The organism is Leucobacter coleopterorum, from assembly GCF_011382985.1.
Classification (GTDB): domain Bacteria; phylum Actinomycetota; class Actinomycetes; order Actinomycetales; family Microbacteriaceae; genus Leucobacter; species Leucobacter coleopterorum.
The window spans coordinates 1,832,548-1,855,872 of the sequence record NZ_CP049933.1 but is presented as its reverse complement, the minus strand read 5'-3'; the positions used below and the strand labels follow the sequence as shown (position 1 = coordinate 1,855,872).

Below are 23,325 nucleotides of genomic sequence, written 5' to 3'. Positions count from 1 at the left end.
GGTACTGATTCCCGCAGCAGTATGCCTCTTTCAAGCTAAACGGTCTAGTGACGTACGCTGAGGCATTGATGAGCCACCTTCCCGTTGAGGGAGGTGGTTCTGGTGACAGTTTCGATGCGCCGCATGACAGCGGGAGACGGGTATAAATACCTGCTCAAATCTGTCGTGTATAGCGATGGAGACCGCGCAATGACGACCCCGCTCACACGTTATTACGTCGAAGCAGGGACCCCGCCCGGCAGGTGGCTCGGCTCAGGTCTCCAGGGTCTTGCCGAGGGCAAAATCGTGTCAGGCGATCAGGTCACCGAAACCCAACTTCAACTGCTTATCGGCATGGGGCGTGACCCCCTCACGGGAGAGTCGCTCGGGCGACCCTACAGTCAGTTCAAGTCTGTAGATGAACGAGTTGGCGCACGAATCAGCTCGCTCGATTCTGCGCTGACTCCCGCAGCTCGGGCTGCTGCCGTCTCACATATCGAGGCTGAAGAAGCCGGGAAGAAGCAACGAAAAGCTGTTGCCGGGTATGACTTTACGTTTTCGATTCCGAAGAGCGCGTCTGTGTTGTGGGCGGTTGCGGATGCCGGCACGCAACAGTTGATCTGGGAGGCGCATCACGCGGCTGTTGCTGATGTGTTGCAGTTTATGGAACGTGAAGTTGCGGCAACACGAGGCGGTGCGCTCGGCCCTGACGGTGCAACACTGCAACTTGATGTCACAGGGTTTATCGCAACTGGGTACGACCATTACGACAGTCGCCTACACGACCCGTACTTGCACACGCACGTAGTCATTTCGAACAAGGTACAGCACGCGCAGGATGGGCGCTGGCTCGCTCTCGACGGCAGACCCCTACACGCGGCAACTGTTGCGATGAGTGAACTCCACGAGGCCGTCTTCGCTGACACGCTTACTCGTCTGCTCGGAGTGACGTGGGAGGAACGGGAACAGGGCGCAGGCCGTAACTCTTCCTGGGCGCTGCGTGATGTACCTGAGCCGCTGATTAAGGAGTTCTCGAACCGCGCACGACATATCGAGGTTGAGAAGGAACGGTTGATTGCGGAGTTTGTGGAGCGGTACGGGCATCGCCCGTCTGCCGCGCAGGTGATCAAGATGTTGCAGAGCGCCACACTCTCCACCCGGCCCGAGAAGACAGTGCGCTCACTGGATGACCTCACGAGTGAATGGCGCGACCGCGCAACCACGATTCTTGGCGAGGACGCAACAGCGTGGGCTTCACGAGTTGCGTGGCAACACGCAGATGTTGCGGCCCGTCGGGGCTTGTTGCGGGCGGATGATGTTCCGTTGACTCTTGTTGCAGAGTTCGGCGCGAGTGTGGTGCAGACGGTGGGGGAGAAGCGTTCGACGTGGCGGCGCTGGAACCTTATGGCTGAGGCTGCGAGGCAGACCATGCCGCTACGCTTTATGACCGCACGAGATCGAGAAACCGTCATCAGCATGATCGCCGACGCTGCCGAACGAGACTCGCTACGCCTCACCCCACCCGAACTGGCCCCCACACCAACAGAGTTTCAACGCGACGACGGTTCAACCAGATTCCGACCCAAACACGGAACACTGTTCTCCTCAACAACATTGCTTGCGGCAGAGGATCGACTGCTCTCGCGGGCACACAATACGGCAGGCCCCAGGCTCGCCCTCACCACTATCGAAGGGTTCACTACTCTGCCCGATGCGAACGGGCGAACGCTCAGCGCTGACCAAGTGGACGCGCTCGCCCGAATCGCGGTCTCTGGCCGGGTTCTTGACGTGCTGATGGGGCCGGCCGGCACCGGTAAAACGACAGCTCTGGGGGCGTTGCGTTCTGCATGGGAATGGAAACACGGTGCAGGATCAGTGATCGGCCTCGCACCCTCGGCGGTCGCCGCGAACGTATTGAGCGAAGAAATCGGCATCCAGACTGAGAACACCGCGAAATGGCGAGAAATGTTCGACCGTACCGGGCGCGGTTTCACACGCGGGCAACTCGTGATTCTCGATGAAGCGTCGCTTGCGGGTACGCACTCACTTGACATCATCACCCGGCAAGCTGAGCTCGCGGGAGCGAAGCTGCTACTCGTCGGCGACACCCACCAGCTGCAATCGGTGGATGTTGGGGGAGCCTTCTCTCTGCTGGTCAATGACCGCGCGACTGAGGTTCCTGAACTCAGCGAGGTATGGCGGTTCGTAAACGATTGGGAGAAGCGGGCATCCCTTGAACTACGTCACGGCCGTACCGACGTAATCGACTCCTACATGACGCAAGGTCGGGTGAGAGGCGGTACCACCGACGAGATGGCCGAAACCGCCTACCGGGCGTGGTGGCGTGACCGGCAGGCTGGGCGGAGTGCGATCCTGATTGCGGACACCAACGAGAACGTCACTGATTTGAATGAACGAGCACGCCGAGATTTGATCGCCGCTGGTCGTGTGGATGCTGAGCGTGAAGTGCAACTGCGTGATGGTACCCGGGCGGGAGTCGGAGATACGATCATCACTCGCAAGAACGACCGCACTCTGCGCTCCCGACATGGTTGGGTTCGTAACGGAGAACGCTGGCTCGTCACCGGGGTACGAGACGACGGTTCAGTTTTCATTCGCCCGGCAGCGATGCGGCGTGGCGGTGGCATCCTGCTTCCCGCTGCCTACGTCACCGAGCACATCGACCTGGGTTATGCGGTGACCGCGCACCGAGCACAGGGAGTCACGGTTGATACCGCGCATACGTTGGTGGAAGCAACGAGCACCCGTGAAGTGCTGTACGTGTCAATGACGCGGGGTCGGTCCTCGAATATTGCGTATGTTGCGACCGACAAGTTCGACCCAGCACACACGGTCGAGCAGCCTGGCGAAAACTCCGACGCAACCGCCCGCACAGTGCTCCACGGTGTACTGCAACACATCGGCGCTGAACGTTCCGCTCACGAGTCGATCACGGTTGAGCAGGATCGGTGGGGTGGGATCTGGCAACTCGTCGCAGAATACGAGACGATTGCCGCAGCCGCGCAACAAGACCGGTGGGCAAAACTGCTTGCTGCCTCTGGACTCACACCTGAACAAATTGCCAACACAGTTGGCGGGGAAACCTTCGGAGCGTTGGCGGCGGAGCTTCGCCGGGCCGAAGCAGACGGGCACCTGGTCGACCGGCTCCTGCCGAGACTAGTGCAAGCCCGAGGACTTTCTGATGCCGACGACATCGCCTCAGTACTGCACTTCCGCCTCGAACGAGCCGTCACCGGCCGAGGTGCAGGACAGACTGCTCGGCCTCGGTTGATCGTTGGGCTGATTCCTGAAGCTACAGGGGTGACCGATCCTGAGATGCGTGCCGCGTTGCTGGAACGGCGGCACCTCATTGAGGCCCGCGCGAACGTGCTTGTTGAGACTGCTTTGGCTGCAACGGGAAGCTGGGCGGCAACTATTGGTACCCCACCGTCACATGCAGAGACGCTCTCCGCCTGGCAGGAACTCCTGGTTACTGTCGCTGCGTACCGTGATCGCTACAACATCGACACTCCTGATCCGCTCGGGGCGGAGCCTGACCAGATCGCGCAAAAGATCGACTACCAACGAGCACACGCAGCACTCGCGAGGGCCAAGCAGATTGCAGCAGAAGCCGTGACACCGCAGCCTACGGTAACAAGGTCGACGCCAAGCCGTCATCAGCGTGGGCCGACAAGATGACAACCAAACGTTCTGATGCAACTGGTTATCTGTTTAACGCATCAGGCGTTCGAAGCGTACTTGCCGGACGTAGCTCCAAGGCCTCATTTTGCATAGGCCTGCGATTGAGAGTGACGATTGTCTCTGCGCGAGGAGGCACAGTTGTATCGAGCGCAGTAGAAGAAAGGTCGTACCCGTTCCAAGGTGAGTATCCGGGGACGTGGCGGGTTCCGAATTGGGTGCGCTCGGTGATGATCGGAGCGCCCTCTATCTGCATATGTTTCGGGTAGTGCTCAGCGATCCACGCCTGCGCAAGCTTCGTAAGACCAGTTTCCGTGCGCACACGAATTTGCGCAGGAATGACAGGTAGTTCCCTCCAGCCAGGTACCGCGTGGTCATGCCACGCTTCCACGACGCTGTTCTCGGGATGGCTGATTTGGTGCCAGTCGCACGGTTCACAGATTGCCTGATACAGCAGTTCCCCGGGACCAATCACGCCGGGTTCTGGCCTTAGATCCGCAGTGAGCACAACGATGGAATGTTCTCCAAAGCTGATGTTGCTTCCGGAAGCTGGTGCTTCGTGCCACATATGGCTGAGCGGGATCGAACCAAAACCGCCGTTGAGAAAGCGCCAATGGGCGAACGCGGTATCCAGCTCGTCTGGGCTGTAGTAGTCGGTTGTGAATCTAAGTGGTGCGCCCTGCCATGACGCGAGGTTGTTGCGTGCGTCTTCGCGTTCGAACTCATCGAAGTCGAACGCAAGTTGGAAACTATCGGGCATGACAGGCTGTTTCCAGCTTGATGGTGTGCGACTGCGCTTCCCACCGCATTGGGGAATCGTTGCCAAGCTCTCTCATCGACTCAACCCAGGAGCCCGCGCTGCCGTGTGGGTCGGTGCTCCCTGCATGAGCGTGTGGAGATCTAACCGAGGAGATGCAGTATCGAGGAGGTCGATAATGTCGGAGCCGTTCGAGATCAGGTGTGTAGCGCCGTGCCGAAGAAGATCGTTGGTTCCGGCACTCGCTGCGTCTGTGACTCTGCCCGGTACCGCACCGACCCGTCGCCCACAAGCGTGGGCCATCGACGCGATCAGTATCGAATCCGATAGTGCTTGTGCTTCAATGACCGTTGTTACGCCTGCGAGTGCTGCAAGAATCCGATTGCTTCGTGTTGATACTGCGGCACCGGGTGGGCGGTCAGTGACGAGCAGCCCGAGCCGGGCGACCTTTTTGCGCAGGTAGTCGAAGCCGTCTTTCTCTTGATCTAGCCCGTGTGGCAGAACGGTGATGACATCGTTTGTTCCCCGCAGCCCTCCGAGCGTGGAGGCTTGGGCGATGCCGGTGTCATGAAGCGCCACCACGGTGCGACCGTTGTTCCCCACCCATTCGGACAGATCAGACGCAACCTCGAAACCATAGGGTGAACATTCTGAGCCTCCGACCAACGCAACACGATGTGACGGTGGTCCGGTCAAGAGATAGGTGTTGCCCTGCGCCCAAAGCGCGAGCGGCGCTGAATATCCGAGGGGAGAGAGCGAAGTGGGCCAGTCTGGGTCTCCTGGAATCAGGAGTATCTGCCCTTCGGCTTCCCCCAGTTCGAGATTGGTACGGATGCTAGTGATGTCGGCGATGTCGAAGCGGCGACGCCACAGATGAGCGTCCGGCGGACTGACTCGGGGAATCTGGTCGTTGCTGATTGCGAGTTGGAGCAGGTTGAGCGCGCTCCCTGCGTGCTGCAGCGCAATCCCGGTTGTGTTATCTGCGGGTGGTACGACGGAAGCGATAACAGCGCGCGCCATACGCTCCGTCGTGATGCGTTCGTAGAATTGGCGGTTCTCCATCGGGCTGCTCCAATCGCGTGTGGAACACAGGTGCGGAGACGAACCCAAAACCAGGGTTAGCGAGTGATGCCAGCCGTTTTGCCTCCCGCTCGCCGGATGCGGGCCACCAGCCGACGCACCATATCGACCGGCCAATAGGGGAGAAACTTCATCGTGTTCCAAAACAAGATCGCGAACAAGATATGCGCCCACTCCGGCCCGCCGGTCTCAATCACGATTCGGATCAGCCATGCACCGAACAAGTAGGGGAGTGCGTAGAGCGAGACGCGGAGGCTCCAGAAACGGTCAGCCCGTTGGCAGAGGTCTCGGAGTAGGCGGTTCGAGGGCGCATATTTCTTGAGCAGGTTGAATGTGCCGATGCTGAGGGCTGCGACGATGTTGAGCAGCATGGGAAGTCCTTTCACTCGCGACTATGGGAGTTGATTAAGGACTTCACGGTGGGACACCGGTCTGTCAGGCCCACGACGGGGCAAGTAAGAAGTTCGTCTACCTCTATTGTAAGCAGTAAATGCAGAAGTAGGTGAAGGACAATTCCAAATTGCGTCTGCCAATTGTGCCGAAGGGAGTCAGATTTCCTGTGATCAGATTTGTCAGTTCGGATGGGTTTCGTTGTTTGTGTCGTTATTGTCGGTGTGGGTAGGCGCTTTTTGTGATGGTGTCAAGGAGCCGTGTGAGCTCAGTGTGGATTCGAACCGCGCTTTCGAAACTGACCGTGATCCCTTCCTCGTCGCTGACGAGCGACACCCAAATCTCGCGATCTTCAAGCCTCTGAAACGCAACTAGGCTCAGGTCAGCGGCGCGGGCTGGATAGCCATCGCGTCGTAGGCCCGGTCCATTGCGAATAACTGTGGGGATGGGCGAAAGGTCAAGTGTGTGTTTTTGGTCGTCGGGGTGTTCCTGTCCGGTGTGGTCGTCGCTGCACCAGATAGGGCAGGGGCCAAGTTCTAAAAATGGATTGGCGTTCGTCATGTTGGGAAGTCCTTTCACTCGCGGCGATGTGAGTTGAGTGAAGGACTTCACGGTGGTATGCCGGTCAGTCAGGCCCACGACGGGGCAAGTAAGAAAATCGCCTAATGCCATTGTAGGTCTTAATGGATTGCAACAAGTCCGAGAACTGCGGGTTGAAATGCACCCTTCCCGAGGACGACTCCTTCACTCGATGCTGATCATGGCCGTTATCTCGAAGTCGCACTATTCTCCTGTTTTAAGCTAAAGCGAATCTCTTTGGCGTTGATCATCGAATGGGCTGACAACGGAGTGGATGCCGTGTTGCTTGCAGACAAAAGCAAGACGAATATGACCGTCCGCGTCAAAAGGTTCAGGCACGGTATCTCTCCCACAATCCGAGCAGATTCGATAGGAATCATCTTCATCGAAATCCATACCTTCAAAGTTTAGTCAGCTACATAGATTGAAGGGAGCCACTGGACTGCGAGGTGCCAGGGCGAGCCGGGGAGAACCCCATCTGACCTAACGACAAAAGTTGTTTTTGACGCTATCATTGAACTCAATATCTGGGTGTACTTTCCATTGGTTGCTGATGGGAACCAAAGCGCTACCAAGTGTCGGCTGCTGCCATTTCGATGAAAACCAAGCACTCCGGTGAATTCGGTAGATAACGTTGGTCTGACCCGGGAAGCAAAGTTTTCCTTGAAGCCTGATCGGCAACGCCATTCACAATTCGGCAATCTGCCAAGACTCTCGGATTTGGATGCGAATCTCGCGTATGGGATCTGCGGTGGCTGGCCATCCGAATTCGTGGCCGTGGCCAAGAACGATGACAGTCGAGCCTGGTTTGTAGCGTTCGAGCCTGGAACGAGTCACAGTCAAATATTCGGCAAGGCTGAGCATAAGGGTCTGCTGCTCATTATCAATGTGGACGTGCTGACCTGTCTTGATCCGGAAGAACCTCTGCGTGCCTTTGTGGTTTAGCTTAGGGTCTTGCTTGACGGGAAAGATGACGGCGACCGGAGCTGCTTTGGTTTGTGGGTGCTTCCCTCGAAGACGGTGGAGGTATTGTCCGGCCTGTGGCGAGTCCGCATGGAAACAGAAATCGGCCCAGAACATCGTCTTGATGTCATTGTTTGGATCGCGGTATCGGATCATGAGCCGCTTCAATAGGTCGTCTGGATCGTCAAAGTTTCGAAGGAACCTTGCGATTGCTGTGGCAGAGTGCATGGTCTGGGTCCAGAGCTCAGCGTTGTTTCGATGATGCCCACCCGTCGTTGCTGGTTGGCGTGCTTTCTGCTGCTCCTCGTTGGGAAGATGTAGGTAGAGCACCTTGTTTTCAAGGCTGATGACCTCTGGGTGGGCCTTGTAGAGGTCAGCCTGCAACGTGTCGAGGTTGAGCTTGCAGTCGACTTCGTGTTGATGCCCCTTCCATAGCCGCAGGATGGCGGGTACCTCTGTACCGTGCTGGTTGGTGAAGGACCGCTGCCAGGTCATCCAGGTTTGGCATCCGATGCAAATGAGGTCGCCACGTTCCGGCCGTTCCTGAATTTTGTGAGGCATGATGCTTTGCCAAGACTCGATGCCGTTCGAATCAATGTGGCGGAGCCTGGCCGACTGGTATTTAACGGTCATGTTTTTACCATAACGAGGGGCACCGACAAAGCGTCATGCCCTGGGCAGTCCTATTTCTGTAGGTACGAGCCGAGATCGCCGCATCGGTGCACGCAAGTTGTCGGTACTGGAAACGTCCCTTTTGACGGCAGGAACGGTTTTGAGCCCGTCGCTATCGTTGCGTTTGGCCTTTGTCCTCCCAAGAGCAGAGATACCGTTTTGGGATAATTGTTGTTCTCCTCGCTCCTGTTCACGACAAACCTGCTGCCTCCTCGGCTCTTGAGTCGACGGTACGCTGAAGACATGAGTAAGAGCGAGTCCCATATCGAGGCACGGGCTGAGCTGCGGTCTGAACTGGCGGCCATACCTACGAGGATTCAGGCTGAGCTGACATACATTGATGAGAAGATCGCCGACGGGTGCAACCTCATCGTGAACGATGGTGAGAAGACACTCATTGTGCATGAAGTGACGTGCACTGCAATCGCCCGACAGCTTGACCGGGCATCGGCTTGGCGTTGGGTGCGCGAGGAGATCGAGATTGAACTCGCGAAAGAGCACTTCGTGCCCCACTTTATGAATGAGGTTCCGGGCAAGATGCCGAGCTTCTTTAGACGTGAGGAAGTGGAGCGGCTTTCGGAGTATCGAGCTTGTGGTACTTGTCAACCGATGCTTGCACAGCGAGAGAAAAAGCGTCCACGACACATTCCCTCTACCCGACTGGGGTCGCTTGGTGAGCAGCATGTAGGGCGAGAATTCGTGACTGCCGAAGGTTATCTGCTGGGAAAGCTTCGAGTAGTGCGCGTCGTCGCAGAGTTTGAAGGCGGCACAGTCACCAGTGACGATGATGCAAGTGTGTCGATGGTGCCGCTCGATATTGACTCCGGGATGCTGCAAGCGATGATTCGTGAGCGGGCGGCGGGGAGAGTGACTAGAACTCCTCGATGAGGCGCGCACGTCTTGGTCTTATCCGCGCGACCGATTGTCAAGCTGATGGGTGCTGTCTTCGGCGCGGGTCCGAGGTAAACTGGACTTTTAACCCGGGGTGTACTTTCCATTGGTTGCTTAGTCACTCATGAAAAGCCTGCATCATCATTAAGTCGCTGGATGCCGATAGGGTTATTCCAGCGGCTCGATGGCGAATTGGAGGAATCGGATGGCAAGTAAGACGATGTTCGGATTCAGGCTGGACAAGGTGACGCTTCGCCACGGTATGACCAGGCAGGGACAGGACTTCAGGCAGGCCAAGCTCAATGGCGACGACGGTGAGACCCTCCTCAATTCGCTCGAGTCGATGCGTGACCACCTCGTCGGTGTAACCCGCATTGGCAACCTCAAATATGAGCCGTTTGGTTCTGAGCAGGATCGCCTGGACCCTGCCGATTCCCGTCCGACGATCCGTGTTGAAAGCATGGATATCACACAGTCTCGAATCGATTTCACCGTCCGGATTGGTCGGCGAGGCAGTCATGACTTGGCGATTGGAGCGAGTGTCGAGCAGGACGTTGTGCTTGAGGACCTCGCCTCGACGAACCCGTTTCTCGTCTCGCTATACTTGCCGACGACGGGCAGCGAGGCGGTTCTTGTTTCCGAAGTGCGATCGCGGATGTCGGCTGGCTACCAGCTGACCAAGCTGCTCGGCGTGGTCTCCTACGAGAACGCCTTCAAGAACGGGCACGATGATAACGGCTCTTGGTGGCGACTTGTGTGCAACCCTGTTGGCGATGCTGAGCGCCTTGGGGAGGTGTTGACGCAGGGCAATGGTGTGGCGTTCCAGTTGGAACGCCACAATGCGGCCAAAGGAAAGCCTAGGAGCTCTGACAAAGTGATCCTTCGCCGGAACGGTCTTCCGGCGGGGAAGCTGAGTTCCGTGAAAGCGATGGTTCTTGGGTGGGCTAAGCTCAATGTCCCCGACAACTATGACGCCGCTCCGTCCGGCAGTCCCGTGGAGCAGCTGGCGAGTCTTGTAGGTTTCGAAATCGAACCCTCTCTGTTCGATGACGGTAGCCTTTCGTACGAAGACGCTCAGGGAAGGCAGCAGACCATCCGTCCGAACAACGTCGGTGACGTCTTCATCTACCCTGTGTCAATCGGCGAACGTCCGACGGACACGAAACTCCGATCAGAAGCCGAATCCAGGATACGCAAGCTTGAGGCGAGCTTGAGGATCCCGTTGAATCTCTAGGGCGATTTCGTATGGGTCTTATCAGTCTCACAGCGCTTATCCGCGGCCAGTTCAAGGTAGCCCGCTTTCGGTCGCGCTCGTCATTTTGGTTCTGGGCAAAGACCATTACCCTCGGGCTGGGGCTCGCGGTGCTCGTCTTCTGTAGCTTGCGATTCGACTGGATGATCGTGTCGTCTGACGGCCTCATTGCTGGGATATCGATCTTCGCGGGTGGATTCCTTGCTGCGTTCACCCATCTGTCAACAGTCCGTCAGACGCTCAATGACCGACATGCGGAACAGGGCGCTGCTGAGCGGCCTGAGCGGGATCTCATCGACATTGCTGTGACTCGTCTTTTGGGTGCGACCCTAGTCAGCGCGGCTACGGCGGCGGTGCTTGTCGTTGGAACGAGCGTCGCCGTGAACGCTGAAGGCGAAGTAGGGGAGGGTTCGCGGCGGCGACCTGGGCTGGCTCATCGCTCTCGCTGGTGCTCTTCGTGTCTGCGGTTTCCGCCCTCTACAGTGCCTACCTGCAAATGAACAAGGTCGATCCAGACCTCGACGGGTCGCGCCGCGGTTGAGTTGCTGACTCACGAGAACGAGCCCCGGGTCTGCTGAAGCTTTGGTTGACTCTCGTCCGCCAGTTCCGAGGGACTGGCTGGGAGGATATCAACCATGGCTAAATACTCGGAAGAGTTCAGAAACGACGCCGTTGCGCTCGTCAGGCAAGGCGCTACCCAGTCGCAGATCTGCAAAGACCTCGGCATCTCGAAATCAGCGCTCTCGAAATGGGTGACCGACGCAGACCGGACCGAGCGCGGCCTGCCCCTCGCAACCGAAGTGACACGAGAAGAAGACGCCCAGATTCGAGAACTCATCAAACGTAACCGCCTCCTCGAACAAGAGAACGAGGTGCTGCGTCGGGCGGCCGCGTATCTGTCGCAGATTCACATCACGCCCCCAAAATAGTGTTCCCGCTCGTCCGTGAAATGGCTGCGGCAGGCACCCCGGTGAGGGTGCCTGTTGCGGTGGCGTGTAGGGTGCTGGGGTTTACGAAGCAGGCGTACTACCAATGGGTGAAACGGCCCCAGTCGAACCGTGAGCTCGAAGAGGCGCATCTCATCGAGGTGTTGCGCGAGATTCATGCGGAGGACCCCGAGTACGGGTACCGTTTCCTCGCTGACGAGCTCCAGGATCGTGGCTATGAATTGTCAGAACGGCGCGTGTGGCGGCTGTGTCATGTCGCAGGAATCCGGTCGGTAATCACGAAACGTAAGCGCCGTAACGCCCAAGCTGGCGCGCCGGTGGGCGATGATCTGGTCGAGCGTGAGTTCACAGCCGAACAGCCCAACCTGTTATGGCTTACGGACATTACGGAGCACTGGACGAAGGAAGGTCGACTCTATCTCTGCGCGGTGAAAGACGTGTGGTCGAACCGGATCGTGGGCTACTCGATCGGTGACCGAATGCGGGCGACCCTTGCCGTGACAGCGTTAGAGAATGCGGTCGAGCAGCGCGGGTATCCCCAGGGGACGATTGTGCATTCGGACAGGGGCGGTCAATTTCGTTCGCAGAGCTTCCAACACGCGCTCACCAATCATCAGCTGCAGGGGTCGATGGGGCGTGTAGGGGCGGCCGGAGACAACGCGGCGATGGAGAGTTTTTTCTCGTTGCTGCAGAAAAACGTGCTCGACCGGAAAGTGTGGGAAACACGACTCGAGCTCCGTCTCGCGATCGTGGCGTGGATTGAGGGGAAGTATCATCGCAAGCGTCGCCAGCGTGGGTTAGGGAAGTTGACCCCGGTCGAGTTTGAGGTTGTTAATATAGGCAGCGTCGCACTCGCGGCGTAAAGAAACCCGAGTCAATCAAAGCTTCAGCAGACCCCGGTGACTTGTTCACCTCCTCTGGCACCCACGTCGGTCGCATCCGTCGCGAAAAGGTCTTTGACTCCACGGGCCGGTACGTGGGAACCGTTGTTGGTGACCGGGTGATCTACCGTAGCTCACACTCTGGCTCGGTTGGTAGTCCGTTCGCGCCGCGGGCAAGTGCTGGTTTCGGGAGGGCGAATCGTGGAGGGACGGGTGCGTGGGGTGACGAGCCACCGTTCCCGACCTAGGCAACCATGACAGCAGTTGTCCTTTCGCAGGTGCCGGTGACGTTGCCGCCGTTTCGGTGGACGGGTCCCGAAGCGCCGTTGCCCGGTACTCGGCCGGTGTTTTTGTATCTGCGGCTCTCTCGTGCGCACGGTGATGGTCGGGATGCGATCGAGCGGCAACGCCTTGACCTGATGCGCAAGCTCGCGACGGAGGGCGGGTGGACGGTGATGGGTGAATACGTGGACCGTGATTCCGCCAGCGCGTATGCCCGTAGGGAGCGTGCGGGGTGGCGTGCGCTGAATGCGGGAATCGCGTCGGGGAGGGTGCGTGCGGTGGCATTCTGGAAACTCGACCGGACTTTGCGGATCGCGTCGCGCTGCCTGGAATGGGTGACCTCGTGCCAGCAGCAGGGTGTGACGTTGTTGTCGCATCAGGACTCCACCGAGGAACTGAACAGCGTCACCGCCGCGGCGAAACTCTCCACCGGGGTGAAAGCATTGTTAGCGGAGGCGGAGACCGACACGATGAGTGAGCGGCAGCGTGCCGCGAAACGCCACGCTGCGCAGGCCGGGTTCATCAACGGTGGACGCCGCCCCTTCGGCTGGCACCCTGGACCCCGCGTCAGCGATAGTGCTGGGCGCACCGGGCGTCGGTTGGAGCCACATCCGGTCGAGCACCAGGCGTTGAAAGACGCTGTCGCCCTCGTGCTCGCCGGCGCAGGCCTCCGTGAGGTTGCTGTGCACTGGCAGGCAAAGTTCGGGATCACTGGTCTTGACGGCGGGCTTGTGAGCGAGCACAAGGTCCGCGCTGCATTGATCTCTCCCCGGATGGTCGGCTACCGACAGTACCAGTTGCCGCCGCATCAAAGGGGCGTGCATGTCGATTCGCTCGACTACATCGCCCGAACCCCTAACGGGGAGCCAGTTATCAGCCAGGAACCCGTCTGTGACCTAGACACATGGCATCGCGTTCAATCAGCGCTCCGGTCACGCAGTACAGGCCAGAGGAATGGGTGGGGTGCCCGTGCGTGGCTGCTCACAGGGTTGCTGCGGTGCCCCTGCGGAAGGCCACTGTCCGGTGTCGTTCAGCCGCAGAAACCTGACGCAGGCGGACACCGGGCGGTCCGGTATGTGTACCGCTGCAAAGCGAATCGCCGCTACGGGGTTGGCACCTGCACCGGTGGCGCGTCGATCACCGCCCCTGTCGCGGAGCAGTATGTTATCGACTGGCTGTTCGAGTTCTTCTCCAGCGACCGTCTCAACGCCCACAACAGAAAGGTAGCGAGCGCGAACGTCGCGGCGGTTACTCGCGTCGACGCAGAGCTGGCGGTAGCACGTGAAGAACTCGAATCCCTCCGCAGCAATGCGTCTCCGCTGACCGTCGGTAGCGAGTTTCACCAGATCGTCACCGCGATGATGACCCGTGTGCAGAACAGTGTCGCGAAACTGAACGATGAACGTGCCGCACTCACGGCTGAGTGCCCTGAACTGCTCACTCATGAGCAACTCGTCGCGGCGTGGCCGACGCTCAACAGCGAGTCACGCCGGACTCTGCTGCGTCAGCTCATCCATCAAATCGATCTCGCTCCGGGCCGCCGAGGCCCTGCCGAACGGCTCGATATCGTCCTGCACGCCATAGAGTGATCTCCGCGCGGCGGCAGCGCGTCGCTCCGCGCGGGCAAGTTGACGTCTCAATCTCGTTACCTCGTTGAGCGCACGCCGAAACTCCACCTGAGTCTCCCGGAAGTGCCAAGCCTGCTTTCGAGCATCGTCTACAGGAGCCGAACCGATCACTCTGCGGCGGACTCCGCAGTCGTTGCAACGCCATGTCGGAGAGTCGGGGGCGTGGAGGCTTGCATGTTGTTGGTAGAGGATCGCGTGACCACACGCGAGCGATATATCCCACTCCCTGGTGGGTGCTTTGACGGCGGTGGCGGATTCGATGAGGGTCCGCAGCTGCTCTATGGCGGACGACGTCAACGGTGGGATCGTGTTCATAGTTTAATCTGACCGTACTAGGTCAGAACTTGCACGCTGATCGGCCCTGTTCTGAAGTGGCTGCGACGACATGAGGCAATCAGATCAAGATCGTTGTGTTTGGTCGAAGTGTTCTGTTTTGCTCCCAGCATCAAATTGACTGCCTTGTATCAGTAGCACCGCTACAGTGGGTACAAGGTTAAACGTAAAGCAATACGCCTCATGGTGTAGATGGAGACCCCATGGCAAAACCCGCAATGAAGCTGAAGCCAATGAAACGGATTGAGTCGACGTTTTGGGGAGGTGTCGAGAAGCTACGTGATTACCAAAAAGCTACTGCACGGAAGTATGTCGTATCCACAAACACGAAGCTAATTGCTGGATGTCGTTCACGTGGTGGAGGTTGGCAGAAATGACTGAATCTCCAGAGCCACTGCTGACGCCTTCACTACTTGAAGCAAATCTTGGCAGATTCAACGCTCTTTTCTGTGAGCCTTTGAGTGCTGCTCTTCAGGCGAAGACCAATCTGCATCTACATATCCTCCAAGTGCAGAACGGTGACTTTGACCTTCCCGGCCTATATCGAGAGCTTAAAGGCAATAGCGTTGCGTACGTATTATCGCGCCTCAACTACCAAAAGGTTCTTGACGATCCCAGCCTGATGATGGAGGTTGCAAGCAAAGTGCAATCGCAGTTTCGTAAGCCAGAGAAGAACTCTGGCGAAGGCGGTGAGGTCATCCTTTATTCCTTACTCGAAGGATCCCTTGGCGCTCCCAAAGTGCTCTCGAAAATGGAACTCAAAACGAGCAGCCAACATTATGTTCACGGTTCTGATGGTGTGCATTTATTGCGTGTTGACGATAATAATTACCAGTTGATCTTTGGCGAATCGAAGATGTATGGAGACGCCGGTACAACTGGCTCGAGCGTGAAGCGCGGCATTAAGGCAGCTTTTGAGTCGATCGGTGACGTGCACAGTGAGGGCTTCGACTTTGATACCTGGCTGGTGCAGTCGGAACTGCTCAAGGAACAGCTCAATGAGACCAGACTTGAGGCATTGGCAGCAATTCTGCTGCCCTCCTCTGGAGGAGCGAATGGCATCAAAAAGCACAACGCCTTTGGCATCTTCGTGGGGTACGAAATAGATGTCACTGACCTCAAAGTGGAGGAAATGCAGCTAGATGACATTGAGGCTGAGCTAATACAACGTGCGACTGAGGCTCTCGAAGCCGAGCATGACCTTATTCGGAGCGAGATATCGAATCGAGGGCTCGGCATCTATCCGATCCATATCTACGCCGTCCCGTTCGCTAAGCGTGGAACTGGTGACGATGCTTCGGGAATTGAGAAAGTGCGTTTTGATCTTGCTGCTCAGCTTGGGAATTACAGGGTGTTGAAAAAATGACTGGACGGATTGCAGCCGACGTACTTGGCGACATGATCGTCGTAAGTGACAGCTATAAACAAGATATTGCAGCCCTTGAAACTCACGTTTCGCACGCGTTCCTAACCGGGGCAGCATCTGTATCGTTGAGGGAAGAGTTGGTTGATCGACTTCTTCGTTATGCCGATATATTGTCGCATTCGACGAGTGAGCAATATCGTGAATCGTCGTACACACTGATTGCATTACTGCGAGAGTGCCAGGATTTAGGCGACCTATCTAGCAGCTCTGCAAAACGTCTTACCGCTGTGGCCACTGCAGTATTGGTCGAACTAGGCAACTTTCCTGGATTACGGACTCTTACGAATGGTTCGGAAGTTGAGTTCACGCTACCTGAGTCCCGAGGCATTCTTCGAGCTGCCAAAGAGATAGTGCAGGCGACGAAGCATGGCAATCAAACACTTACCGATACGCAATACCAGATCACCGAAAGAATGAAAGGCGAAGACTACTTCAGCTTCTCGGGGCCAACTTCACTTGGCAAATCATTTATCCTGAAGGACGTCATCTACGACATCGTTCAACAACCTGACCTCGATCAGCATTGCGTCGTTGTGCTCGTACCCACCAAAGCGCTCATAGGACAAACGGCAGCTGACATTAGGGTTCTACTTAAGGACGTTCCTGAAGTAAATGTGGCGACCTTCCCTTCCCTCCCTTTATTTCTTCGACGTACATACCCACGAACAATATTCGTATTCACCCCGGAGCGGCTACTTCGATACTTGGCCGCACCGAAACGAGACATTGACTACTTGATCGTTGACGAAGCTCAAAAAGTAATTTCGAAAAAGGATGCACGTTCTTCGATTTACTACCACGCGATACTCGAAGTCACTCGCAGGTTCGCAACGAAGCTGATCTTCGCATCACCAAGCATTCAAAACCCGGAACTCTTCCTGGAGCTATTCCAGAAGGCCACCGAAGGAGCCTTGGCGGTTCAGGAGCGAACTGTCGCGCAGCAACGATATTTTGTTGATCTTATCGACCGTAAGCAGTATTACTTATCTGGCTCGGCGTCGGAGCAAATCGAGATAGATCAGCCCCCTCTAGTGAGGACACCAATCGACCTCGTGACTTCGCTTAGTGGAACTCGTAAGTCCATCATCTATATCAATAGCTCGGCTAAGTCTGCCGATTTTGCTATGGGACTCTCTGCGACGCTACCTAAGGTCCATGACGAGGAGATTGACAAGCTGATTAAGTTTGTCAAGGAACACATTCACAAGGACTACTACCTAGTGACGACGCTCAAACACGGAGTTGCCTTTCACCATGGAAAGATGCCTCAGGAAGTACGTGAGAAGGTCGAGGCACTTTTCTCCGAGCCTAATTCAAAGCTGAAATACGTCGTTTGCACTTCAACTTTGCTAGAAGGGGTAAATCTTCCTGCGAAGAACATTTTTGTATTGAACGACACTCATGGCCCATCTGGCTTTGGCAAGATTGATTTTGAGAACCTTGCTGGACGAGCAGGCCGACTTACCTATGACTTCTCGGGAAATGTGATCTGTGTCCGCCACGAATCAGGCTCTTGGAGTCAGACGACACGGGACCTGATACCTCGAGGAACACCGATCGCAGCAGAAAGTTTCCTCGTCAACCCAGGCAGAAAAACAAAAGAGTTCACTGACATTGGTAAAGTCCTTCAAGGTAAACCTCTTGCGAAAAAAACCTCGAATGACGCCAGGCGTGCGGTGGAGCAATACTCCTCGATCCTGCTTCTGCACCGCCTCGGAAAACAGCAAACACCATTGCGGACCCTATTCGTAGAGAAAGTTCCCGAGGGATCGAAGATCCTGGATAAGGCGGTAGCTGAGTTCACGGGTTCGACTGAGATTCTGCGCCGCTCGCCTGGAATCCTGCCAAAGTACCAGAACGCTGTATGGGACGGTCTTGTCTTAGGAGTTAACGGGCCGTTGATCCCTAATGGCACCGAAGAACTTAACTATGATCTCTTCAAGCAAGTGCTCACTCAGTTAGGTGTGCTGTATAACTGGATTGTTACAGAGTCAGGTGGCAAAGAACCACTCGTTCCTTCGAATGACGAAGGCTACTCGGGGCGTATTCGTTACTGGGCGACACTGATGTCCTACTGGGTTAAGGGGACCCTCTCGTTCTCGTCATCAAGCGCACAATCGCCTATTACACCAAGGAAGGCACGATTAAGTATCGAGACTTCAAAAAGTCAAAGTACCTAATCGAAGAGCCTTTTGATCCAAGCAGTGCGAAGCACATCAACATCATCATCGAGAACACGATGCGCGATCTTGAAACGGGCCTACGATTCAAGATCATCAGCTATCTTGAGAACTATTATGACCTCAGCGTTCAGGCGCTTGGCGCTGAAAATGCAGGACTCAATGTTGCAAAGCTGGTTGAGTATGGCTCCAGCGACCCGAAAGTCATTAACCTTCAGGAAGTCGGATTCTCTCGAGCTGTCGCACTGGAACTAATGAAAGAACATGAGAGCCACCTGAGGTTCACTCCCGAGGGAGATCTGCAGGCTATCGACAGCGAGGCTTTGCTCTCCACCCATGACCTGAATGATGATGTTCGAGAAGAGCTTGAGAATGTTCTCAAGCTCCCTCCCCACACAGTGAATGCTGCTGAAAGGTAGAGATAAGTGACTTCTATCGTGATCTGAGTACGGTGAGCTACCTCTTTTTTCGCCTCGATCGCATACCGACTTCTGCCTATCGGGCACGCCGACGCAGCACGATTCGAGACGACCTGACTTAACGACGCCACCAGCTGGGTTGATCGCGCATCCCCGGGTGCCAGGCACGTGGTTGAGTTGATTGGCGAGTCTGTTCCCCGTGTGGGCCGCCACGACCGATGCTGTAGTCCTTGTGTGGTTCGGAGGGATCCCATCCCTCCATGTGTGGCCGTAAGTCGTCTGCAGAGGGTTCTGCATCGAATACTCCGTCGTCGAGGTGCTGGAGAGTCACGATCGGATCGATCTCGTCCGCACGCGTGCGCGCCCACTCCAGCCACTCCTGCAACCTCGGACGTGCTTCGATCAACCCTTTCGCCGTCGCTTCCGCCTCAAGCTGCCTGGCGAAGTCGCGCAACTCTTGAGCTCCTTGCCAGCTTTCAAAGGTGCGTGCAAAGATCATCTCCCGCTGTATGAGGAGCGCCTTCGCACGAGCACGTTCTCGTACCACCTCCCAAGCGCGTCGCTCTGCGGCCCTCTCCCGCTCGTAGGCTTCATATTCCTCCGTACGACGTTGCTTCTCCCGCTCAAGCGCATCAGCATCGTCGACCACGCCCTCCTTGATGGCGCGTGCGATAACACGGAGACGCCTCTCGAGGGGTTTCTTCTTCTCGTCGGACCAGCTATCACTGTTGCGTTCGTATCGATAGCTTTGGCGGCCAAGATCCACCGTATGGGAACCGTCACGTTCGATCTTGAGTTGCAATCGACCGGAAGGTACGCTGTCGAACTTCGGAACCTGCTTCCATGGTGATCGACGTAGTGCTCGTTGTTCGGCCTCGGTCGGAACGTGGGGCACGTCATCCAGGATTTCTGACAATTCAAGGTTGCGACGACGAGTATCGACTTGAATAAAAAGCTTTGGAGTCTTGAGCTTGATATTCACCCGAGCCTCAGCCCATGAGGTTGTAGCTCTTCGACGAGACCGAGCACTACCTCGATTGCGCGAGGACGTACGCCCTCGGTGACGGCCTGGAGAATCGACGTAGACTCCAATGCGCTGCGGAGCTCTACGAGGTTCGTTGTGACCTTGCGGGTAGTCGTACGGATGCGATCCCACTTAGTCGCATCGGCAGGAGACCCTGTGCTGAGCATGATGACAATGTCGCCGGAGCTGCGACCGGTGAACCGCAATTCCTGTCCTGCAGGCACCAGTTGGTGAGTCCTGCAGGCGTGCAGTATTCGCCGATAGCGGGCCCGAATAGACTCGTCGGGGTCGGCGAAAATGACCGGACCCTCACTTTGGAGCCGCTTGATCAAGACTTTTGCTTCAGCGAGTGTCGCTGACGCGCCCTCGCTAAGGTCTAGCCCGGGCATCGTGGATCGCCGTACGCGGTTAGCAGGGACTATCGTGGCGGCCAATTCAGCGCCTGGCGGGTAGGCACCGTGTTCCAAGTAATATTTGCCTGTGTCGGTAATCGTTGCGGTCCATGTTTTGCCGTGACCCGTGACAGTTGCGAGACCACGGGACTTCAGCGCAGCGGCGCTGATCTTGGGCGCATTCTCTCCTTCGGCCCATTGGCCTGAGGGGCAGCCGTCAGCGATCCACCGCAAGACTTCAACCTGCCGATCGTTCACTGGTGCATTCATATAGGTACCGTATCGAAGCTTTCCAAGGATCGCTCTTCCGTATGGTCGCAGATATGGAAAGGTCCTCGTGATGAGAGGGGATAGCTTATTCGATAGATCAATACAACTAGGTGCCTGTTCCTGTTTATACGTACTCGTATTCGAGAGGCAAGGGGCCGTGGATACGAAAGTGAGACCGACGATACAACAGTGATTCACGATCATCCGTTAGTGAATGGTGTCATCAGTTAAGTACTTACTCAAGGCCGAATGGCACCCGAGGGTATCAACTGCTCGAAAGTGGTCCGTCACAACGGGGCTCGTGATTTGCGTAAGGTCATCAATCTGACCCTGCCTGATTGAGAGTTCCCTGCAGGTCGCCACTGCACCGGGCTGCCTGGCGGTTATGATGGCAATACCCAATTGGGGTGTACTTTCCATTGGTTGCTGAAGCCCCTGAGTTTCCGAGCTCAGTTCTTGACGCGCTGCGACAGCCTCTTGAATCCGGACGCATTGAGATTCACCGCTCCCGAATACGTACTTCGCTTCCCGCTCGTGTGCAGTTGGTGCTTGCGGCAAACCCCTGCCCGTGTGGATACGCCGGGTCTCCAGATACGGTGGCTCAGTGTAGATGTACCCCAAATGTTCGGATTCGATATTTGCAACGTATTTCTGGCCCACTGGGAGACCGCATAGACCTGCGGCTTGATGTTCGTCGGGTTCCAAGCGTGACGCTGAACGGTATCGGTACTCCATCACCTACGAGTGGCGAATTGCGTGAGCGAGTGACGCTGGCCAGAGCTGCTGCCGCGGCTCGGCTACACGGTACGCCGTGGACGACTAACGGGGACGTGAAAGGGCCGTGGCTGCGTGCAGCTCGACTGAGATTGCCACGCAAAGATACGACGGTGCTAGATCAGGCGCTAGCGCGAGGAGCCATCACCCTTCGGGGGTATGACCGAGTTCTGCGAATGGCATGGACAATTGCGGATCTTATCGGACTTGACCGCCCGGGCAGGAGCGAGATCTCTAGAGCCCTCGTCTTGCGAGGTGGCGAACTGCTGTGAGCAAGTCTTTGGTTCATATTCGCGCTGACCGCGAGCTTCGAAAAGGATTGGCTTCCCTCCAATCAGGTTGTGCGAATGACAGTACACGTGCGAGTGGGGCTGAGCTGTCGCAAGAGGTCGCCGACATGATGTTAGCGAGGGTGGTGTGGTCGCACATGGTAGAGCCTGGAGATGCAGTCGCGGCGGTTCTTATTGATGTATTGGGGCAGCGCCTGCGCTTGACCTGGTAGCCTCCGAGACGCACCCTAAAGGCATCGGTGTCGCGATGAGATCTGCGCTGGGATGCACGGATAATGATTTGCCGCTGTCTCTTCGGCAGGTTTCTGCGGGGATAAAGCGGTGGTTGCCGCGTCTAGATAGAGCAGCGGTCCTAAACGACATTTCACTCGCTGCCAGGGCGAAGGCTCACGTTGTCTTGCCCGAGTCGGCAGAGTGGCCCAACCATTTGAACGACCTTGGTCCGCATGCCCCGGTGATGCTCTGGGGCGTGGAGACACTTCACTCCTCAAACAAACATCTCTCGCTGTTGTCGGTGCGCGGGCCTGCACAAGCTATGGAACGTATGTCACTGCTGATCTCGTGGGTGGCGTTTGCGCTTCTGGCATCACAATTGTTTCGGGAGCCGCCTATGGAATTGATGCCGTAGCTCATCGTGCTGCGCTCGCAGCAGAAGCCCCAACAATTGCCGTACTGGCAGGTGGGGTAGACCGACCCTATCCAAGTGCCCATGGGTCGTTGCTCGAGAAGATTGCCTTGACTGGAGCTGTCTGCTCAGAGGTTGTTCCGGGCACAGCACCGACTCGTTGGCGATTTTTGCAACGAAATAGAATTATCGCTGCTCTAGCCAGGGCGACGCTGGTTACCGAGGCGGGCTTGCGCTCCGGTTCGCTCAACACTGCCGGCCATAGTGCAGAGATCGGCCGCCCCTCGGAGCGGTTCCCGGCCCCATAACCAGTCCTGCTTCACTGGGTTGCCATCGACTGATTCGGGAGTATGGGGCGACACTCATCTCAAGCGGTGCCGACTTGCATGAACTGCTTGGACTCGACGACCTTCAAGCCATTGAGGGTGCAGCGGCAGCCGGCATGGGCTCGAGTGGTGTGAGCCAGTCGCGGGAACCAGCAATGCATCGACGAGTGATCGATGCTCTCCCTCTGCGTGGAAGACGCACGGCGACCGAGACGGCTCGAACAGCCGGTGGTGCCGTAGATGATGTACGTGCAGCGCTTGCCGAACTCGAGCTTCTGGGGTATGTCGTGCGTCACGAAACACCGCAAGGGGTGAGGTGCAATGGTCTCAGAAGCGTGGAGAATGAGGGTATGAGCCTAGGCGAAGTGATAGAGCAGTTTCTTGCGGCTGTTCAAGTGGAGTATGGCTACTCTGCACACACAGTGCGGGCTTATCGGAGAGACCTGCAAAATTTCAGTGAATATGCGGAGGAACGGGGGGTCAGTGAGGTTGGCAACTGCGATATTGAACTCATGCGCGGTTGGCTATGGGAACGGCAGCAAAAACAGCTTGCCTCCACAACGATCGCGCGTAACGTTGCAACACTGAAGTCGTTTGGTGTCTGGCTTGAACGCAAGCGGCTTGTGCCTGGAAACCCCGCGTCGCGACTGCGAGCTCCGCGGGCTCCTCGCACGCTGCCGCGAGTGCTGAGCGATGCTCAGATCACTCGAATCCTGGACCGTGCCGCCGGTCGTGCGGCGGGGGGAGACCCCGAGTGCCTGCGGGACCACGCGGTACTGGAGTTGCTTTATTCTTCTGCGCTGCGGGTGTCGGAGTTGTGTGGGTTGCTGGTCACGGGCTTCGACCGACGTGAACGACTGGTGCGGGTGCTCGGAAAAGGTAACAAGGAGCGTGTGGTACCTGTTGGAGGGCCTGCTGCCAAAGCAGTGGAGCGCTACCTCGAAGAAGGGCGCCCAATGCTTGCTCAACGGAGCACAAGTTCACCACAGACGCTGTTTCTTGGAAAACGAGGGGAGAACTCAGCAGTAACGCGGTCTACCGACTTGTGGCTCGCGAACTTGATCAGGAACCGGGGGGTGGTCCACGAGGACCACATACACTGCGCCACACAACAGCCACTCACCTTCTGAACGGGGGAGCCGATCTGCGCGTCGTACAAGAAGTGCTTGGTCACTCCAGCCTTGCCAGTACGCAGGTGTACACTCACGTGTCGACGGAGCGTCTCGCCGAAAGCTACCGTCAGGCCCACCCGCGCGCCTGACGCGA

Annotated in this window: 18 protein-coding genes and 1 pseudogene; 12 read left to right on the top strand and 7 right to left on the bottom strand. The window is 57.0% G+C overall.

Annotation, left to right across the window (positions count from 1 at the left end; genetic code table 11):
• Positions 1–114 precede the first annotated feature (114 nt).
• Entirely contained in the window at positions 115–3,678 is a 3,564-nt protein-coding gene (mobF, locus tag G7066_RS08735; RefSeq protein WP_425280767.1) for a MobF family relaxase, read from the top strand.
• 25 nt (positions 3,679–3,703) lie between these two features.
• On the opposite strand, the gene G7066_RS08730 is transcribed toward mobF, so the two are convergent.
• The 5 genes from G7066_RS08730 to G7066_RS08710 all read right to left on the bottom strand — a co-directional run bounded on the left by G7066_RS08730 (position 3,704) and on the right by G7066_RS08710 (position 8,080).
• Positions 3,704–4,438, bottom strand: coding sequence for a DUF6349 family protein (locus G7066_RS08730; RefSeq protein ID WP_166330498.1), 735 nt, complete (start codon positions 4,436–4,438; stop codon positions 3,704–3,706).
• 72 nt (positions 4,439–4,510) lie between these two features.
• Entirely contained in the window at positions 4,511–5,497 is a 987-nt protein-coding gene (locus tag G7066_RS08725; RefSeq protein ID WP_166330496.1) for a DNA-processing protein DprA, read from the bottom strand.
• A 56-nt stretch (positions 5,498–5,553) separates the two neighbouring features.
• On the bottom strand, positions 5,554–5,886 hold the full coding sequence (locus G7066_RS08720; protein ID WP_166330494.1) for a hypothetical protein: 333 nt from the start codon (positions 5,884–5,886) through the stop codon (positions 5,554–5,556).
• Between the two features lie 232 nt (positions 5,887–6,118).
• Positions 6,119–6,466 (bottom strand): DUF6907 domain-containing protein, encoded by a 348-nt coding sequence (locus G7066_RS08715; RefSeq protein ID WP_166330492.1) that lies wholly within the window; start codon positions 6,464–6,466, stop codon positions 6,119–6,121.
• A 705-nt stretch (positions 6,467–7,171) separates the two neighbouring features.
• On the bottom strand, positions 7,172–8,080 hold the full coding sequence (locus tag G7066_RS08710; protein WP_166330490.1) for a hypothetical protein: 909 nt from the start codon (positions 8,078–8,080) through the stop codon (positions 7,172–7,174).
• 282 nt (positions 8,081–8,362) lie between these two features.
• Here G7066_RS08710 and G7066_RS08705 point away from each other — a divergent pair, with 282 nt between their 5' ends.
• From G7066_RS08705 to G7066_RS08670, 8 genes are all read left to right on the top strand, one after another.
• The gene (locus G7066_RS08705) at positions 8,363–9,007 is read left to right on the top strand and encodes a hypothetical protein (RefSeq protein ID WP_166330488.1); all 645 of its coding nucleotides are present in this window, start codon (positions 8,363–8,365) and stop codon (positions 9,005–9,007) included.
• Positions 9,008–9,215: 208 nt separating this feature from the next.
• Positions 9,216–10,244 carry a hypothetical protein gene (locus G7066_RS08700; protein WP_166330486.1) on the top strand — a complete coding sequence of 343 codons (1,029 nt, stop codon included), beginning with the start codon at positions 9,216–9,218 and terminating at the stop codon, positions 10,242–10,244.
• A gap of 11 nt (positions 10,245–10,255) precedes the next feature.
• The gene (locus tag G7066_RS08695; protein ID WP_166330484.1) at positions 10,256–10,762 is read left to right on the top strand and encodes a hypothetical protein; all 507 of its coding nucleotides are present in this window, start codon (positions 10,256–10,258) and stop codon (positions 10,760–10,762) included.
• Positions 10,763–10,897: 135 nt separating this feature from the next.
• A protein-coding gene (locus G7066_RS08690) for an IS3 family transposase (protein ID WP_166330482.1) occupies positions 10,898–12,072 on the top strand; the annotation gives its coding sequence in 2 pieces (ribosomal slippage) (positions 10,898–11,177 and positions 11,177–12,072; 1,176 coding nt in all).
• Between the two features lie 272 nt (positions 12,073–12,344).
• On the top strand, positions 12,345–13,961 hold the full coding sequence (locus G7066_RS08685; protein WP_205881406.1) for a recombinase family protein: 1,617 nt from the start codon (positions 12,345–12,347) through the stop codon (positions 13,959–13,961).
• Positions 13,962–14,706: 745 nt separating this feature from the next.
• Positions 14,707–15,699 (top strand): HamA C-terminal domain-containing protein, encoded by a 993-nt coding sequence (locus tag G7066_RS08680; protein WP_166330480.1) that lies wholly within the window; start codon positions 14,707–14,709, stop codon positions 15,697–15,699.
• The gene (locus G7066_RS08675; protein ID WP_166330478.1) at positions 15,696–17,939 is read left to right on the top strand and encodes a DEAD/DEAH box helicase; all 2,244 of its coding nucleotides are present in this window, start codon (positions 15,696–15,698) and stop codon (positions 17,937–17,939) included. The genes G7066_RS08680 and G7066_RS08675 overlap by 4 nt, the downstream gene beginning before the upstream one ends.
• A gap of 59 nt (positions 17,940–17,998) precedes the next feature.
• Complete coding sequence (locus G7066_RS08670; protein ID WP_166330476.1) at positions 17,999–18,358, top strand: hypothetical protein; 360 nt, start codon at positions 17,999–18,001, stop codon at positions 18,356–18,358.
• Between the two features lie 118 nt (positions 18,359–18,476).
• On the opposite strand, the gene G7066_RS08665 is transcribed toward G7066_RS08670, so the two are convergent.
• Positions 18,477–19,253 (bottom strand): hypothetical protein, encoded by a 777-nt coding sequence (locus tag G7066_RS08665; protein ID WP_166330474.1) that lies wholly within the window; start codon positions 19,251–19,253, stop codon positions 18,477–18,479.
• A gap of 83 nt (positions 19,254–19,336) precedes the next feature.
• The gene (locus tag G7066_RS08660; protein ID WP_166330472.1) at positions 19,337–20,044 is read right to left on the bottom strand and encodes a hypothetical protein; all 708 of its coding nucleotides are present in this window, start codon (positions 20,042–20,044) and stop codon (positions 19,337–19,339) included.
• 407 nt (positions 20,045–20,451) lie between these two features.
• Between G7066_RS08660 and G7066_RS08655 the strand changes: the two genes are divergently transcribed.
• The 3 genes and pseudogenes from G7066_RS08655 to G7066_RS08645 all read left to right on the top strand — a co-directional run bounded on the left by G7066_RS08655 (position 20,452) and on the right by G7066_RS08645 (position 23,320).
• Positions 20,452–21,090 (top strand): ATP-binding protein, encoded by a 639-nt coding sequence (locus G7066_RS08655; RefSeq protein WP_244302847.1) that lies wholly within the window; start codon positions 20,452–20,454, stop codon positions 21,088–21,090.
• Positions 21,091–21,522: 432 nt separating this feature from the next.
• Entirely contained in the window at positions 21,523–22,041 is a 519-nt protein-coding gene (locus tag G7066_RS16085; protein ID WP_244302846.1) for a DNA-processing protein DprA, read from the top strand.
• A gap of 134 nt (positions 22,042–22,175) precedes the next feature.
• Positions 22,176–23,320, top strand: a pseudogene (locus G7066_RS08645) (tyrosine recombinase).
• Positions 23,321–23,325 lie beyond the last annotated feature (5 nt).

Excerpts from the sequence above, each read along its gene's own strand:
- G7066_RS08660 (WP_166330472.1), bottom strand. The coding sequence starts at position 20,044 with ATGAATGCACCAGTGAACGATCGGCAGGTTGAAGTCTTGCGGTGGATC.
- G7066_RS08715 (WP_166330492.1), bottom strand. The coding sequence starts at position 6,466 with ATGACGAACGCCAATCCATTTTTAGAACTTGGCCCCTGCCCTATCTGG.
- G7066_RS08725 (WP_166330496.1), bottom strand. The coding sequence starts at position 5,497 with ATGGAGAACCGCCAATTCTACGAACGCATCACGACGGAGCGTATGGCG.
- G7066_RS08685 (WP_205881406.1), top strand. The coding sequence starts at position 12,345 with ATGACAGCAGTTGTCCTTTCGCAGGTGCCGGTGACGTTGCCGCCGTTT.
- G7066_RS08720 (WP_166330494.1), bottom strand. The coding sequence starts at position 5,886 with ATGCTGCTCAACATCGTCGCAGCCCTCAGCATCGGCACATTCAACCTG.
- G7066_RS08695 (WP_166330484.1), top strand. The coding sequence starts at position 10,256 with ATGGGTCTTATCAGTCTCACAGCGCTTATCCGCGGCCAGTTCAAGGTA.
- G7066_RS08700 (WP_166330486.1), top strand. The coding sequence starts at position 9,216 with ATGGCAAGTAAGACGATGTTCGGATTCAGGCTGGACAAGGTGACGCTT.
- G7066_RS08730 (WP_166330498.1), bottom strand. The coding sequence starts at position 4,438 with ATGCCCGATAGTTTCCAACTTGCGTTCGACTTCGATGAGTTCGAACGC.
- G7066_RS08680 (WP_166330480.1), top strand. The coding sequence starts at position 14,707 with ATGACTGAATCTCCAGAGCCACTGCTGACGCCTTCACTACTTGAAGCA.
- G7066_RS08710 (WP_166330490.1), bottom strand. The coding sequence starts at position 8,080 with ATGACCGTTAAATACCAGTCGGCCAGGCTCCGCCACATTGATTCGAAC.
- G7066_RS08705 (WP_166330488.1), top strand. The coding sequence starts at position 8,363 with ATGAGTAAGAGCGAGTCCCATATCGAGGCACGGGCTGAGCTGCGGTCT.
- G7066_RS08675 (WP_166330478.1), top strand. The coding sequence starts at position 15,696 with ATGACTGGACGGATTGCAGCCGACGTACTTGGCGACATGATCGTCGTA.
- mobF (WP_425280767.1), top strand. The coding sequence starts at position 115 with ATGCGCCGCATGACAGCGGGAGACGGGTATAAATACCTGCTCAAATCT.
- G7066_RS08670 (WP_166330476.1), top strand. The coding sequence starts at position 17,999 with ATGCGCGATCTTGAAACGGGCCTACGATTCAAGATCATCAGCTATCTT.